The 15,564-nt window shown below is 62.5% G+C and carries 16 protein-coding genes and 3 tRNA genes; 6 read left to right on the top strand and 13 right to left on the bottom strand.

The annotated features are described in order from the left end of the window. Positions 1-97 precede the first annotated feature (97 nt). The 6 genes from ACVOLL_RS08540 (at position 98) to ACVOLL_RS08515 (ending at position 3,176) form a co-directional block, all read left to right on the top strand. A complete protein-coding gene (locus ACVOLL_RS08540; RefSeq protein ID WP_481512498.1) occupies positions 98-310 on the top strand; it encodes a hypothetical protein in 213 nt (70 codons plus the stop codon). Next, complete coding sequence (locus ACVOLL_RS08535; protein ID WP_481512497.1) at positions 303-605, top strand: hypothetical protein; 303 nt, start codon at positions 303-305, stop codon at positions 603-605. The genes ACVOLL_RS08540 and ACVOLL_RS08535 overlap by 8 nt, the downstream gene beginning before the upstream one ends. A gap of 899 nt (positions 606-1,504) precedes the next feature. Further along, a complete protein-coding gene (locus ACVOLL_RS08530; RefSeq protein ID WP_481512496.1) occupies positions 1,505-1,702 on the top strand; it encodes a hypothetical protein in 198 nt (65 codons plus the stop codon). Then, positions 1,699-1,878 (top strand): hypothetical protein, encoded by a 180-nt coding sequence (locus ACVOLL_RS08525; RefSeq protein WP_481512495.1) that lies wholly within the window; start codon positions 1,699-1,701, stop codon positions 1,876-1,878. Before ACVOLL_RS08530 ends, ACVOLL_RS08525 begins: the two co-directional genes overlap by 4 nt. Further along, complete coding sequence (locus ACVOLL_RS08520; RefSeq protein ID WP_312914446.1) at positions 1,875-2,072, top strand: hypothetical protein; 198 nt, start codon at positions 1,875-1,877, stop codon at positions 2,070-2,072. The genes ACVOLL_RS08525 and ACVOLL_RS08520 overlap by 4 nt, the downstream gene beginning before the upstream one ends. A gap of 6 nt (positions 2,073-2,078) precedes the next feature. After that, a complete protein-coding gene (locus ACVOLL_RS08515) occupies positions 2,079-3,176 on the top strand; it encodes a tyrosine-type recombinase/integrase (RefSeq protein ID WP_481512494.1) in 1,098 nt (365 codons plus the stop codon). An 83-nt stretch (positions 3,177-3,259) separates the two neighbouring features. Here ACVOLL_RS08515 and ACVOLL_RS08510 read toward each other — a convergent pair. The 13 genes from ACVOLL_RS08510 to uvrB form a co-directional block, all read right to left on the bottom strand. Beyond that, positions 3,260-3,336, bottom strand: a tRNA-Pro gene (locus ACVOLL_RS08510). 61 nt (positions 3,337-3,397) lie between these two features. Continuing rightward, entirely contained in the window at positions 3,398-3,754 is a 357-nt protein-coding gene (locus ACVOLL_RS08505) for a MerR family transcriptional regulator (RefSeq protein ID WP_303746832.1), read from the bottom strand. Continuing rightward, positions 3,735-4,034, bottom strand: coding sequence for an integration host factor subunit alpha (locus ACVOLL_RS08500; protein WP_054657702.1), 300 nt, complete (start codon positions 4,032-4,034; stop codon positions 3,735-3,737). Before ACVOLL_RS08500 ends, ACVOLL_RS08505 begins: the two co-directional genes overlap by 20 nt. A gap of 21 nt (positions 4,035-4,055) precedes the next feature. Further along, complete coding sequence (pheT, locus tag ACVOLL_RS08495; protein ID WP_481512493.1) at positions 4,056-6,437, bottom strand: phenylalanine--tRNA ligase subunit beta; 2,382 nt, start codon at positions 6,435-6,437, stop codon at positions 4,056-4,058. 124 nt (positions 6,438-6,561) lie between these two features. After that, positions 6,562-7,557 carry a phenylalanine--tRNA ligase subunit alpha gene (pheS, locus tag ACVOLL_RS08490; protein ID WP_296253773.1) on the bottom strand — a complete coding sequence of 332 codons (996 nt, stop codon included), beginning with the start codon at positions 7,555-7,557 and terminating at the stop codon, positions 6,562-6,564. Between the two features lie 200 nt (positions 7,558-7,757). Then, positions 7,758-8,117 (bottom strand): 50S ribosomal protein L20, encoded by a 360-nt coding sequence (gene rplT, locus ACVOLL_RS08485; RefSeq protein WP_054657697.1) that lies wholly within the window; start codon positions 8,115-8,117, stop codon positions 7,758-7,760. A gap of 10 nt (positions 8,118-8,127) precedes the next feature. Next, positions 8,128-8,325, bottom strand: coding sequence for a 50S ribosomal protein L35 (gene rpmI / locus ACVOLL_RS08480; RefSeq protein WP_002811096.1), 198 nt, complete (start codon positions 8,323-8,325; stop codon positions 8,128-8,130). Positions 8,326-8,612: 287 nt separating this feature from the next. Then, a complete protein-coding gene (gene infC / locus ACVOLL_RS08475; RefSeq protein WP_313319538.1) occupies positions 8,613-9,137 on the bottom strand; it encodes a translation initiation factor IF-3 in 525 nt (174 codons plus the stop codon). Positions 9,138-9,205: 68 nt separating this feature from the next. Further along, the gene (thrS, locus tag ACVOLL_RS08470) at positions 9,206-11,110 is read right to left on the bottom strand and encodes a threonine--tRNA ligase (RefSeq protein ID WP_481512492.1); all 1,905 of its coding nucleotides are present in this window, start codon (positions 11,108-11,110) and stop codon (positions 9,206-9,208) included. 500 nt (positions 11,111-11,610) lie between these two features. Beyond that, positions 11,611-12,759 (bottom strand): agmatine deiminase family protein, encoded by a 1,149-nt coding sequence (locus ACVOLL_RS08465; protein WP_481512491.1) that lies wholly within the window; start codon positions 12,757-12,759, stop codon positions 11,611-11,613. 370 nt (positions 12,760-13,129) lie between these two features. Then, positions 13,130-13,204, bottom strand: a tRNA-Val gene (locus tag ACVOLL_RS08460). Positions 13,205-13,319: 115 nt separating this feature from the next. Next, positions 13,320-13,394: transfer RNA gene (locus ACVOLL_RS08455), tRNA-Val, on the bottom strand. 97 nt (positions 13,395-13,491) lie between these two features. Then, a complete protein-coding gene (uvrB, locus tag ACVOLL_RS08450; RefSeq protein ID WP_481512490.1) occupies positions 13,492-15,507 on the bottom strand; it encodes an excinuclease ABC subunit UvrB in 2,016 nt (671 codons plus the stop codon). Between the last annotated feature and the right edge of the window lie 57 nt (positions 15,508-15,564).

Raw genomic sequence — 15,564 nt, 5'->3', positions numbered from 1 at the left:
GATCACTGCGACATGTGCGGATGGTCGGAGCCTGACAACTGGCAGGAAGAGGCCGACGACGACGAGCAGCCCACCAGCCACGGCGCGGAGGTGTCCAATGGCTGAGCGCAAGAAGCCAACCGGCTACGTGGCGCGCTGCCAGTGCGGCGAGATCGTTGGCGCCATCGATCTGGAACGCAGCGACCGAAAGGACGCCGGGCAGATCATGGGCCGCTGGATCGCTGAAGGCCTGACGCTGGAGCCGCGCTTCACTGGTAGCTGGAGCTGCGATGTGATCGCTTGCGGTTGCAAGGAGGTGCGCCATGGATGACCAGCAGCGCGCCAGGGAGTTGCTTGCACTCGCACTTGACGAACACGGACACCCAACCGAAGCCTTGAACGTCAGGAATGGAATTGACCTGGAAACCTACAGAGTCGAACTGTGGGCCATCACCGCCGCCCTGCGCGCCGCGCTGGAAGGGTTCGTGCTGGTGCCGGAGATCGCTACGGAAGAAATGCTATCTGCGGCATACCCTCGCAATGAACGCATCGACGATTCGTTCGACAGGCACGGGGCTTGGGCCGACTGCATCGCCGCCCGACCGCAGGGGGTGTCGGATGCGTAAGACCTGCACCAAATGCGTCCGCTCCCTGCCGCTGCAGCAGTTCAACCGCGCGGGGAAGCAAGGCCGGTCCGGCGTGTGCGTGCCGTGCACCAACGACATGCGCAGGCTTCGTGCTCCGCTGCCACCGATCTCGCGCGACCCCGACGAGATTAACTGGAACAACCTCACAAACCTCTGGTTCGGGTTTGTGCGCCCCAATCCATCCTGGAGGCTTTGATGAAGCGATCCGACATCACTGGTCAAATTTTCGGACGACTTACCGCTGTGCGCAGGGTCGGCACCTACAAGTCTGGTGGCGCGCTATGGCTTTTCGCGTGCGTGTGCGGTGGAGAAACTACCACTCTCGCGTCTCATGCTCGAACCGGACATACCCAGTCCTGTGGATGCTTGTGGGACGACACGCACACAATCCATGGGCGCAGCCATTCGGCCGAGTACCAGGCATGGGTCGGAATGCTCGCCAGATGCAATGATCCTTCCGCGAGGGGATGGGATCGATACGGCGGGCGCGGCATTCGTGTCTGCGAGCGCTGGTCATCGTTCGAGAACTTCCTGGCTGATATGGGGCCACGACCGTCAGCAGGCCTGTCGATTGATCGGATTAACAACAACGGCGACTACGAGCCATCCAATTGCCGTTGGGCCACGATTGAGCAGCAGTCAAGCAACAGGCGTGACAATGTCCACCTGACGTTCCAGGGAAGAACGCAAACCCTTTCACAGTGGGCGCGCGAGCTCCAGATCAGCCCGGCTGGATTGCATCGCAGACTGAAGCGCCACCCAGTCGAAGTGGCACTGGCTGCCGGAAAGGCCCGCCAAAACACGTCAGTCGCTGCCCGAGCAGCCAAGCCGGCTTCCCTGTGGTTCGGGCCTGTGCGGCCGCAGCCGAGGTATGCCGTATGAGCACCACGGAAGCAATCGACCACATCGCTGTCGGCCACGACCTCGCGCGCAAGACCGGCGTGAACCTCGACAAGGCCCGGCCGAAGACCCGCCGCATGTGGGAGGCGCGCGGCCTGGCTGTGATCGCCCTGGCCCGCGGCGATCTGGACGAGGCCACCAAGATCATGGCGCCGTTCGCGAGGAAGCGCCGATGACCGCCCCGCAGCTATTCCCCAAGCCGGCCAAGCGCATGAAGCAGCCGCCCAAGGACTTCCTGCGCGAGCAGCTTGCCGCGGCCGCAAACGAGATCATCCGGCTCCGCGCTGTGGAGCTGGCCAACGAAGACCGAATCAAAAGCGCCCGCGCGGCGCTGGAGGGAGAGACGGCATGAAGTTGATGCTGGCCCACAAGTGGGCAGAAAAGTACTTCGACGAGGACAGTCGGCCAGATGCCCAGTTGCTCGGCCGGTGGTGCCGCAACGGGAAGATCCCTGCAACCAAGGTCGTCGGCCAGTGGTACGTCGATGAGCATGCCTGGCTGGCTGGCGGCGACGATCTGGTCGCCAGCGTCTTGGCAGCGGCGTAACTTGCCATGATGGGACGTGCACGCAAACCAAGCCGCCGCGACTGGCCGGCCAACCTCTACGCTCACCGTGACGGGTTCAAATACCGTCATCCGATAACCCGGAAAGAGCACTCCATGGGCAAGGACAAGGCCAAGGCCTTCGCCGCGGCCAAGAAGCTCAATGCACTGCTAATGCCGGGGAACGATTTGGTGGCTGCCGTACTGACGCCGGGCGAGACCGTGGCCGACGCCATCAAGGTGTTCCGGACCGATGACATTCCTGGCAGGAAGTGGGCACCCAAAACCGCCGAGGTTTACGAAAGCGTTATCCGTCGAATCCAGGCTGGCCTGGGCTCAACGCCGGTTGCCGACGTGACCGTAAAGGCCTGCGCCACCTTCATTCGGGAAGTGACCGAGTCGGAGCGCGCACGCCAGCAGTTCCGGCTGGTGCTCGGCTGGATTCTGGCCTGTGCGGTGGAGGAAGGCTGGATAGACACCAACCCAGCTCTGGCCACCCGCAAGTTTTCCCACAGCCGCAAGCGCGAGCGCCTGTCCATCGAGGTCTACCGCGCAATCTGGGATGCCGCACCACAGTGGGTGCGCAACGCTATGGACCTGTCACTGCTGACCCTGTTGCGCCGCGAGGACGTGGTTTCAGCCAGATTCGCCGACCTACGCGATGGCGCGCTTTGGGTGGTGCCATCGAAAACCGAGGGTTCCACGAACGTCCGCCTGCAGATCGCTGCGACCGGCCCGCTGGGCGACCTGCTGGTCCGCTGTCGCGATGCCGTGGTGTCGCCCTACCTGATCCACCGGCTGCCCGAGAAGGCGCGGCCCAGCAACATGCGAGCCAAGGACCGAGACCATCACACCCAGGTGCTGCCGGAGCAACTGTCGCGCGCCTTCGCCACGGCACGCGATGCAGCGGGCGTCGACATGGACAACCCGCCCACGTTCCACGAAATCCGCAGCTTGGGCGGCGCCCTGCTGAAGGAAGCCGGCTGGACGAACGAGCAGATTCAGGCGCTGATGGGCCACAGCAATGTGGCGATGACCGAACACTATCTGGGCGGTCATGAAGCGCCATGGCAGGCCGTCAGCACCGGCATTTCGTTGCCGCGATAGTGGACGATTAGTGGACACTTAGTGACCACAACGAAAAAGGGCTCACGACGAATGCCGTAAGCCCTTGTTCTTAAATCAGTAATTGGTCGGGACGGCCGGATTTGAACCGACGACCCTCTGCCCCCCAGGCAGATGCGCTACCAGGCTGCGCTACGCCCCGATCGTTACTGCTTTCGCCTTGCGGCGAGCCGGTGATTATACCGGTTTTCACACAAAAAAGTTCAGCGGCGGAGCAGTTGCAGTACTTCTTCCAGCTCCATGCGCACCTGCTTGATGATCTGGTTGCTCAGTGCCGATTCTTCGCGGGCGCCCTCGCCTTCCAGTCGCAGACGGGCGCCACCGATGGTGTAACCCTGTTCGTACAGCAGGCCGCGGATCTGCCGGACCATCAGCACGTCGTGGCGCTGATAGTAGCGGCGGTTGCCACGGCGCTTGCCTGGCTCAAGGCTGGGAAACTCGGTTTCCCAGTAGCGCAGCACGTGCGGCTTGACGTCGCATAGCTCGCTCACTTCACCAATGGTGAAGTAACGCTTGGCCGGAATCGGCGGAAGTTCGCGGTTACTGCCCGGATCCAGCATATGCCTCCACCCGCTCCTTGAGCTTCTGGCCCGGACGGAAGGTGACTACCGTACGGGCGGAAATCGGAATTTCCTCGCCGGTCTTTGGGTTGCGACCCGGGCGCTGGTTCTTGCGCCGCAGATCGAAATTGCCGAAGCCCGACAGCTTCACTTGACGTCCCTGTTCCAATGCATCGCGCAACACATCGAAGAACGCGTCGACAAACTCCTTGGCCTCACGCTTGTTCAGACCAACTTCGTCGAACAACCGATCCGCCATCTCCGCCTTGGTCAATGCCATGCCTGCTCCCTGTATCCCGCCTCAGCCACGGATCTTTGCGCCGTGCCCATGATCAATCGCCGTCACCACGTCGGTGACTACGGCTTCCACGTCACGGTCCGTCAATGTGCGCGACTTGTCCTGCAAAATCAAGCCCATAGCCAAACTCTTGAAACCCGGCTCGACGCCCTGACCGACATAACGGTCGAACAGCGCGACTTCACGCAGCAGTTCGCCGGCGGCAGCCCGGATGGTTGACGACAGCTCAGTCCAGCTGACCGATTCAGCTACGACCACGGCCAGATCCCGGCGGACCGCCGGGAAGCGCGACAACTCGCTCGAACGCGGCAGCGAACGCGCAGCCAGCGGCGCCAGGTCCAGCTCGAAAGCGTAGACATCGGCATCCACGTCCATGGCCTTGGTCAGGCGCGGGTGCAGCTGGCCGATCCAGCCGATGCACTCGCCATCACGCCAGATGTCCGCCGAGCGGGCCGGGTGTGCATACGGGCGCTGCGAGGCACGGAACTCCAGGACTGCGCCGGAAGCGGCAGCCAGCGATTCCAGATCACCCTTGAGGTCGTGGAAATCGACCTTGCGCGCCTTCTCGCCCCACTGCAGGGTGGCAGCATCGCCGCACACGGCAGCTGCAATGCGAACGGTTTCCTTCGGCGCAGGCTTGCCCTCGCCGGCCTGCGCGGTGAACACGCGGCCGATTTCGAACAGGCGCACGCGGCCGGCCTGGCGGGCTACGTTGCGACCCAGCGTTGCCACCAGACCCGGCAACAGCAACGGACGCATCACCGCCAGCTCGGCCGACAGCGGGTTGGCCAGCGCAACCAGGCCTTCGTGCTGCTGCCACTGCTTCAGCAGCTCGGCATCGACGAAGGCGAAGTTGATGGTCTCCAGCATTTCGCGGGCCACCAGCTGGCGACGCACGCTGAGGTCATCCAGACGGGTTTCGCTCGGCATGGCGATGCGTGCAGCGCCGCCCGGCAAGGTGGTCGGGATGGATTCGTAGCCGTGGATACGGGCCAGTTCTTCGATCAGGTCTTCTTCGATGGCGATATCGAAACGACGGCTTGGGCCGGTAACGTTCCAACCATCGGCAACAGCCTCGACCTGCATGCCAAGCGCGCGCAGGATGCGCTCGACTTCAGCGTCTTCAATCTGGATGCCGAGCACGCGCACGATGCGGGCGCGACGCAGCAGTATCCTGGCGGCGACCGGCAGATCAGCTTCGCGCACGGCTTCGGTGACCGGAGCCGGCGTACCGCCAGCTAGGTCGAGCACCAGCTTGGTGGCGTATTCGATGGCGGTACGCGGCAGCTGCGGATCGACACCACGCTCGAAGCGATGACCGGCATCGGTGTGCAGGCCGAGCTTGCGGCCACGGCCCATGATCGCCGCCGGGGCGAAGTGCGCCGCTTCCAGAAACACCTTGCTGGTCGCATCGGTGACGCGGGTATCGAAGCCACCCATCAGGCCAGCCAGGCCGACCGGACGGTCGGCATCGGTGACCACCAGGAAGCTGTCATCCAGCGCCGCGTCGCGGCCATCGAGCAGCTTGAGGCTTTCACCGGCACGCGAGCGGCGCACGGCAATCGGCCCCTTCAGCGTATCGAGGTCGTAGGCATGCATCGGCTGACCGAGTTCCAGCATCACGTACTGGGTGATATCGACCAGCAGCGACACCGGACGCACGCCACTACGACGCAGGCGCTCGGCCATCCACAGCGGCGTGGTCGCGGCGGCATTGACGCCTTCGATCACGCGCCCCAGGTAACGCGGCGCTTCAGCACCGGCGTCGAGCTGGATACTCAGTTCACGTGCACCCTGTGCCGGTACGGCATCGGCGGCGAACGGCTTCACTTCGCTACGGGTAGCCGCAGCCACATCGAAGGCTATGCCGCGCACGCTGAAGCAGTCAGCGCGATTCGGGGTCAGCTTGATCTCGATGCTGGCGTCCGGCAGGCCGAGATACTCGACCAGCGCGGTGCCAACCGGTGCGTCGTCCGGCAGTTCCAGCAGGCCGGAAGCGTCGTTGTCCAGGCCCAGCTCCTTGGCCGAGCACAGCATGCCGTTGGATTCCACGCCACGCAGCTTGGCCGGCTTGATCTTCAGCTCGCCGATCTGCGCGCCAACCATTGCCAGCGGCGCGACCAGACCCGGACGCGCATTCGGCGCGCCGCAGACGATCTGCAGCAGTTCGGCCTGGCCTGCATCGACCTTGCAGATCTGCAGACGGTCAGCTTCCGGATGACGGGTGGCTTCGACAATGCGCGCTACCACCACGTTGTCCAAGCCTGCGCCCAGCGCGGTGACTTCTTCGACTTCCAGACCGATGGCAGTCAGCACGGCGCTGAGTTCGTCGCGCGATGCGGTGGTCGGTACGTGGCTGCGCAGCCAGCTTTCAGAGAATTTCATGTATTTACCTTGATGGGAGGCGCGCCTCCCGTTGCGGTTTTTTTGTTGATACCCGGCGCTTTGCGCCTGGGGTTGGTCAACGTTTAAAAACTGCCGAGCATGGCTCGGCACTACACAGTTCGTTTCAGGCGAACTGCTTGAGGAAACGGACGTCGTTCTCGAAGAAGGCGCGCAGATCGTTGACGCCGTAACGCAGCATCGCGAAACGCTCCACGCCCAGGCCGAAGGCGAAGCCGGTGTAGCGCTCCGGATCGATGCCTACCGACTTCAACACGTTCGGGTGGACCATGCCGCAGCCCAGCACTTCCAGCCAGCGGGTGCTGCCATCGGGCTGCTGCCAGGCGATATCCACTTCCGCACCCGGCTCCACGAACGGGAAGTAGCTCGGGCGGAAACGCATCTCGAAATCGCGCTCGAAGAACGCTCGCACGAACTCGGACAAGGTGCCCTTGAGGTCGGCGAAGTTGGAGTGCTCGTCCACCAGCAGACCTTCGACCTGATGGAACATCGGCGAATGGGTCTGGTCGCTGTCGCTGCGGTACACCTTGCCGGCCGCGATCATGCGCAGCGGCGGCTTGTGGTCGCCCATGTAGCGCACCTGCACACCCGAGGTATGCGTGCGCAGCAGGCGGCCGTCGCCGAAGTAGAAGGTGTCGTGCATGGCGCGCGCCGGGTGGTGCGGCGGGAAGTTCAGTGCCTCGAAGTTGTGCCAGTCGTCTTCGATTTCCGGGCCTTCGGACAGTTCGTAACCGAGGCGGGCGAAGATTTCGGTGATGCGCTCCAGGGTGCGCGTTACCGGATGCAGGCCGCCGCGCTCGCCATGGCGGCCCGGCAAGGTGACATCGATGCTTTCAGAAGCCAAGCGTGCGTCCAGCGCGGCGTTTTCCAGCAGCGTCTTGCGCTCACCCAACGCGGAGGACACTGCATCGCGCGCGATATTGATCGCCTCGCCCGCTGCCTTGCGCTCGTCGGCCGGCAATGCGCCAAGCTGCTTGAGCTGGGCAGTGATGCTGCCGCTCTTGCCCAACAGCGAAACACGCAGGTTTTCCAGCGTTTCCGGGCTCTGCGCCGCGGCCACATCGGCCAGCGCCTGCGCGGTCAAGGATTGGATGTCACTCATGGGATCGACGAAACCTCTGGCCGGCTTGCCTACGCGGTACGCGCCGGGCCGACCCCCGTCGCCACCAGTGGATGACCGCCGCGCAACCATCGGCAGCGGCAACCAGCACAAAAAAGAATGGGGAAGGACTTGCGCCCTTCCCCATGCATTGTCTCACCACAGCCGCTGCGCGTGAACGCTACAACTGCTGCAGGAAGAACTTATGCCGCCAGTGCGCCCTTGGCCTTTTCTGCCAGAGCGGCAAAACCGGCTGCGTCGTGCACGGCGATATCAGCCAGAACCTTACGATCCAAGGTGATACCGGCCTTCAGCAGGCCGTTCATGAAACGGCTGTAGCTCAGGCCGTTGATGCGGGCAGCCGCATTGATGCGGGTGATCCACAGCGAACGGAAATTGCGCTTCTTCTGCTTACGGCCAATGTAGGCGTACTGCTGTGCCTTGATGACTGCCTGCTTGGCAACGCGGAAGACCTTGCGACGGGCGTTGTAATAGCCCTTGGCGAGATCCAATACTTTCTTGTGGCGGCGGCGCGCCTGCACACCACGCTTTACTCGTGCCATGGTTCAGTCCTCAGAGGTAGGGAAGCATACGGTCCAGACGGCCTGCGTCTTCTGCGCGGACGTGATTCGTCTGACGCAGGTTACGCTTCCGCTTGGTCGCTTTCTTCGTGAGGATGTGGCTACGGTTGGCGTGACCGCACTTGTACTTGCCGGAGGCGGTCTTGCGGAAACGCTTGGCCGCCGCCCGGTTGGTCTTGATCTTGGGCATTGCTATGTCCTTGATGGTCTCTTTTCACTGACTGGGCGGTGGTTTTACCCACACTTTCCGTCCCTGCCCTTGTCTGTTTAAAGCCCACGCTCCCACTGGAGGCAGGCAGGTCCTGGGTGAAGCAAACAACAAACCCGGCGAACCGGGCCGCCCATTATGCCTTGCGCACCAGCCACTTGCAAACTGCAAGCGGGTTGGCACTCAAAATTGCTGAACAGGCATACAAACAGGGAGGTAGCCGAAGCCCCTCCCTGTTCAGCAAAGCAGCAGGCCCAAGGGCCGACGGCTTACTTCTTCTTCGGCGCGATCATCATGACCATCTGCCGGCCTTCCAGGCGCGGACGGGACTCGATCACGATGTCCTCACCCAGATCAGCCTCGATCCGGTTGGCCATTTCGCGACCCAGTTCCTGATGGCTCATTTCGCGGCCACGGAAGCGGATGTTGACCTTGATCTTGTCGCCCTCTTCGAGGAAACCGCGCATCTTGCGCAGCTTGATCTGGTAGTCGCCCTCGTCCGTGACCGGACGGAACTTCACTTCCTTGATCTCGACCTGCTTGGTCTTCTTCTTGGCCTCGTTGGCCTTCTTCTGCGCTTCGAACTTGAACTTGCCGAAATCCATGATCTTGCAGACCGGCGGATCGGCCTGCGGCTGGATTTCAACCAGGTCCAGGCCTTCGTCTTCGGCCATGGACAGCGCTTCGTCGCGCGACAACACGCCAATCATTTCACCGTCACTGCCGATCACGCGTACGCGCGGCACCCGGATTTCCTGATTACGGCGGTTCTGTTTGTTGTCAGGGATACTGATATTGCAATCTCCAAGTGGATTAGTACCGGCCCTGCGGAGTGTCCGCCGGGGCCGGGGCCCTACTTACTTCAATGCTTCAATTCTGCCTGCAGCCGTTCGACGAAGGCCTGAACCGACATCGAACCAAGGTCTTCACCGGACCGCGTGCGTACCGCCACGGCCCCGTTTTCCTTCTCGCGGTCACCAATGACCAGCAGGTACGGTACGCGCTGCAGCGTATGCTCGCGAATCTTATAGCCGATCTTCTCGTTGCGCAAATCGGCGTCAACCCGGAAGCCTTGATTTGCAAGGCTTTTGCGAACTTCCTCGACGTAATCGGCCTGGGCGTCGGTGATATTGGCCACCATCACCTGCACCGGCGCCAGCCAGGTCGGGAATGAACCGGCGTGCTGCTCGATCAGAATGCCCAGGAAACGCTCCATCGAGCCAACAATGGCCCGGTGCAGCATCACCGGATGGCGTTTCTGGCTGCTCTCGTCCACGTATTCGGCACCAAGACGGCCCGGCATCATGAAATCGACCTGCATGGTGCCCAACTGCCAGGTACGGCCGATGGCATCCTTCAGGTGGTACTCGATCTTCGGGCCGTAGAACGCACCCTCGCCCGGCAGCTCCTGCCATTCGACACCGCAGCTGGACAGCGCGGTGCGCAGCGCACCCTCGGCCTTGTCCCAGGTCTCGTCGTCACCCAGACGCGACTCCGGACGCAGCGCGATCTTGATCTGGATTTCCTCGAAACCGAACGCCTTGTACACCGCCAGCGCCTGCTGGTGGAAGGCCGTCACTTCTGCTTCGACCTGGCTCTCGGTGCAGAAGATGTGGCCATCGTCCTGGGTGAAACCACGCACGCGCAGAATGCCGTGCAGCGCGCCGGACGGCTCGTTGCGATGGCAGGCACCGAACTCGCCGTAACGGATCGGCAGGTCGCGGTAGCTATGCAGACCCTGGTTGAACAGCTGCACGTGGCCCGGGCAGTTCATCGGCTTCAGCGCATAGGTGCGCTTCTCCGACTCGGTGAAGAACATGTTGTCCTGGTAGTTGTCCCAGTGGCCGGACTTCTTCCACAAGCTCACGTCGAGGATCTGCGGGCAACGCACTTCGCCGTAACCACTCTGGCGATAGACATTGCGCATGTACTGCTCGACGACCTGCCAGATCGACCAGCCCTTCGGGTGCCAGAACACCAGGCCCGGCGCCTCTTCCTGCAGGTGGAACAGGTCCTGCTGCTTGCCGATGCGGCGGTGGTCGCGCATTTCAGCTTCTTCGATGCGCTTGATATAGGCCTCGAGCTGCTTCTTGTCGGCCCAGGCGGTGCCATAGATACGCTGCAACTGCTCGTTCTTGGCATCGCCGCGCCAGTACGCGCCGGAGATGCGCATCAGCTTGAAGGACTTCAGGAAGCGCGTGTTCGGCACGTGCGGGCCGCGGCACATGTCCACGTATTCCTGGTGGTAGTACATGCCCATCGCGGTGACGTCGTCGGACATGTCTTCGATCAGGCGCAGCTTGTAGTCCTCGCCACGCGCCTTGAAGATGTCGATCACTTCCGCGCGCGGCGTGACCTTCTTGATCACGTCGTAATCCTGGGCAATCAGCTCGCCCATGCGCTTCTCGATCGCCGCCATGTCTTCCGGCGTGAACGGGCGCTCGTTGTAGATGTCGTAGTAGAAGCCTTCAGCAATGACCGGGCCGATCACCATCTTGGCTTCCGGGTACAGCTGCTTCACCGCGTGGCCAACCAGGTGGGCGCAGGAGTGGCGGATGATCTCCACACCCTCCTCGTCCTTGGCGGTGATGATGCGCAGCGAAGCATCGTGATCGATCACGTCGCTGGCATCGACCTGCACGCCATCCACGGCGCCGGCAATGGTGGCCTTGGCCAGACCTGCACCAATGGACTGGGCAACGTCCATGACGCTGACCGGGTTTTCGAACTGACGGACGCTGCCGTCTGGGAGAGTGATGTTGATCATGGGGTTCACCAAAGGTCACGACCCGCCGGGCGGGCTGGAAACAGCGCTGACAGGCGCTGTCTCAAGGGAGTTTCATGGAGTTTCGGGCAATAAAAAAGCGCCACGACGGCGCCTGCAACAGGGCGGTGGCGGAGATCAGCAGTGGGCGATGGTAGTGCTCATGTCACACGCTCGGCCGGCGCTTTGCGCGGGCCACCTCGATTGCCGAAGGGGTTGTTAGGGAGATATTAAACCAATCAGGGCAAACCTGCTCTGGGACTGTCCGCGCCGCACCCTGCCCTCAGCGCCAGAAGCCTGAGCCCCGGCCTCCGCGGCCGGGCTTCAGCAGAATCGAGGCGCCCCAGCCACGCCAACCAAGCAACCTCGCATCGCCCCGAAGCCCCGGCAAAACCGGCGAAACCGGCGAAACCGGCAACTAAGGGAAGGCCTCGACAGCCATCATCAGCAACCAACGGTCCAGCCATCCAGCCCCACCGAAGCGACCGGACATCCGCGGATCATCAAGGCCCCGCCACGTCCAACTGGCGCCGTGCCCCACCAAAAACCGGAAGATTCTTGCTCACACAGTGAATGCCACCGCCACCGGCCGCGATCGGGTCGATATTGAGCTGGACGATCTCACGCCCCGGATAGAGCGACTTCAGCAGATCCCTGCAGCGCGCATCCGCCTCGGCATCACCGAACTCGGGAGCGATGACCGCACCGTTGATCGGCAGGAAATTGATGTAACCAGCCGCATAGTCGGCTTCGCGCGTATACATGTTGTCGCGGGGCTCCTGCGGCGGTGACAGCGTATGCACCTGCAGCCGCCGCCCGGACGCATCGGTAGCCGCATTGAGAATTTCCAGATGACGGCGGGTAACCGCGAAATCATAGGACTCGGGGTCGTTGTCGAGATTGGCGATGACCACACCCGGCGCAGCGAAGCGCGCATAGAAATCAACATGGGCATCGGTGATGTCCTGCCCCTTGATCCCCGGCAACCAGATGATCTTGCGCAGGCCGAGCAACGACTTCAATTCTGCCTCGATCTGCGCCCTGCTCATGCCCGGGTTGCGGTTGTCGTTGACCCAGCAACTCTCGGTGATGATCGCCGTGCCATCACCGTCCACTTCGATGCCACCGCCTTCGCCGGTGAGGCGACTGCGTATATAGCGTGCGTGCAGATCCGTGCTCAAGGTTTTCGCCACGGCGGTATCGCCCGCGAAGGCCTGCTTGCGCCCCCAGCCATTGAAGTTGAAATCAACCAATCCAAGCTGCGCCTCGCGCCCGAGCACGAAGCAGCCACCGTAGTCGCGTACCCAGATGTCATCGAGCGGCATGGGCATGTAGTGGATATTGACTGTGCCGCAGGCGCGCCTGGCCTCAGCCTCCTGCGCCTGGCGGCACAGAACGGTGACCGACTGATAGCGGGAAATCGTCCTGGCGAGCAGCGCAACCGTCCTGTTCACCGCGCCGGCCCAGTCGCGCCAGACCGCCTTGGATGCGGCGTAGGCGAGAAATACACGCTCCTGCGGCGCCTCCTCAGCAGGCACGCGCCATTGTGGCTCGGCCATCGCCACCAGCGGCGCGGACAACCCGACCTTCACGGATGCCGCCACACCAACACCAACAGAAAGCTGGGCAAGAAACTGCCTACGGCTGGACATCACACCACCTCAACGAATATTCAACAGGGCAACCGACCAGCCCATGGAACCAGGCCAACGGATAGCAGCGCACGCAGCATCCAGCCACCTCTAACATCGGAGGACCTCACAGCGCCAGGCAAGCCAATACTCCCGCGCAGCGGATGAAGGCGCTGTCGCGACAGACGGAGCGGCAAGCCCACAGACGGAACGGCCCGACGCGAAATAGCGCACTGCAAACCGCGCACGCAAAATGGCCGCAGAAGATTCCGCTGAACAAACAGGAGAGACCCGGGTTGCCGGGGCAGACGGAGCGCAAGTGCGAGGCCAGAAGGCCTGATTCGTCCGTCACGTGAATCCACCGAAACCGTCGCTGCCGCCTGGTTTCAAGTGGTGGGCGGTACAGGGTTCGAACCTGTGACCCCTACCATGTCAAGGTAGTGCTCTACCGCTGAGCTAACCGCCCGTTTGAAGCCTTTCTACGTCACAAGGGCCGAATCAGCCATACCGCAACGCATAACATCACCTGGAAACAAAAAACCCGGCCGGCGCCGGGCTTTCGTGGCCACTTCCCGAGGAAGTGGTGGGCGGTACAGGGTTCGAACCTGTGACCCCTACCATGTCAAGGTAGTGCTCTACCGCTGAGCTAACCGCCCGTCTCAGCAACAATTTCTTCGCTGCGAGGGCGCGTATCTTAACCCTGCTCTTCACGAAGAACAACCGTTTTCTCGAAATATTTCACACCGGGCCGCTTCAGCCCAGATTGGCTTCCTTCAGGCGATGGATCTGGTCGCGTATGCGCGCAGCATCCTCGAACTCCAGATCGCGGGCGTGCTGGTACATCGTCTGCTCCAGTTCCTTGAGGCGTGCAGCCAGCTTGGCCGGCTCCAGTGGCAGGTAATCCGCCTCCGGCTCAGCGACGCGACGCCCCTTGCCCTTCGCACCGGACTTCGGCGAGCTTTCCTCATGCGCGCCCTCAAGGATATCGACAATAGGCCGCACCACCGACTGCGGCACGATGCCATGCGCTTCGTTGTATTCCACCTGCTTCTGCCGACGACGGTCGGTCTCGTCGATCGCCGCCTGCATCGAACGGGTCATCTTGTCGGCATACAGGATGGCCTTGCCGCGCACATTGCGCGCCGCACGACCGATGGTCTGGATCAGCGAGCCGGTTGAGCGCAGGAAGCCTTCCTTGTCGGCATCGAGGATAGCGACCAGCGACACCTCGGGCATGTCCAAGCCTTCGCGCAGCAGGTTGATGCCAACCAGCACATCGAACTTGCCCAGGCGTAGATCACGGATGATTTCCACGCGTTCGACCGTATCCACGTCCGAGTGCAGGTAGCGCACGCGGATGCCGTGCTCGCTCAAGTACTCGGTGAGGTTCTCGGCCATGCGCTTGGTCAGGGTTGTGACCAGCACGCGGTCACCCATCTTGATGCGCTCAGTCGCCTGCGACATCAGATCATCGACCTGGGTGCCAACCGGGCGGATCTCCACCTGCGGATCGATCAGACCGGTCGGGCGCACCACCAGCTCGGTGATGTCATCGCCCGACTCGCGAAGCTCGTACGGACCCGGCGTCGCCGACACATAGATGGCACGCGGCGAACGCGCCTCCCACTCCTCGAAGCGCAGCGGACGGTTGTCCAGCGCCGAAGGCAGGCGGAAACCGAATTCGACCAGGGTCTCCTTGCGCGAACGGTCGCCCTTGTACATGGCGCCAATCTGCGGAATGGTCACGTGCGACTCGTCGATGACCAGCAACGCATCCGGCGGCAGGTAGTCGAACAGGGTCGGCGGCGGATCGCCAGCTGCCTTGCCGGTGAGGTGCCGCGAGTAGTTCTCGATGCCGTTGCAATAGCCAACCTCAGCCATCATTTCCAGATCGTACTGGGTACGCTGCGCCAGGCGCTGCGCTTCGACCAGTTTGTTCTGCGCGTACAACTGCTCCAATCGCTCCTTCAGCTCGGCCTTGATGGTCTCCACCGCCGCCAGCACGCGCTCGCGCGTGGTGGCGTAATGGGTCTTTGGATAGATGGTGTAGCGCTGCATCTTGCGCAGGCTCTCGCCGGTAAGCGGATCGAACATGCTCAGCTGCTCGATGTCACCATCGAACAACTCGATGCGCAGCGCCTCGCTATCCAACTCAGCCGGAAACACATCGATCACCTCGCCGCGCACGCGGAAGGTGCCGCGCTGCAATTCGTACTCGTTGCGGGTGTACTGCAACTGGGTGAGATGCTTGATCAGGTCACGCTGATCGATGCGCTCACCCTTGGACAGGATCAGGCGCAGCGACAGATAGTCCTCCGGCGCGCCCAGGCCATAGATGGCCGACACCGTCGCCACCACGATCGCATCCGGCCGCGACAGCAAGGTCTTGGTCGCCGCCAGGCGCATCTGCTCGATGTGCTCGTTGATCGAACTGTCCTTCTCGATGAAGGTATCCGACGACGGCACATAGGCCTCGGGCTGGTAGTAATCGTAGTAACTGACGAAGTACTCCACCGCATTGTTCGGGAAGAACGCCTTGAACTCACCGTACAACTGTGCCGCCAGGGTCTTGTTCGGCGCCATCACCAGCGTCGGGCGCTGCACCTGCTGCACCACATTGGCAATGGTGTAGGTCTTGCCCGAGCCAGTCACACCCAGCAGCGTCTGCTTGGCGATGCCCGCCTCGAAGTTGGCCACCAGCTTTTCGATGGCAGCCGGCTGGTCACCGGAAGGCGAATACGGCGATACGAGCTGAAAGCTGTCGGACATGAGGTCAACGCTGCTTTAGGGACATTTCAGTATAGCGAGCCGGACGCCCACGCCGCG

Source organism: Stenotrophomonas sp. STEN035 (assembly GCF_056759935.1).
This window is presented reverse-complemented; position numbering and strand designations above follow the sequence as displayed.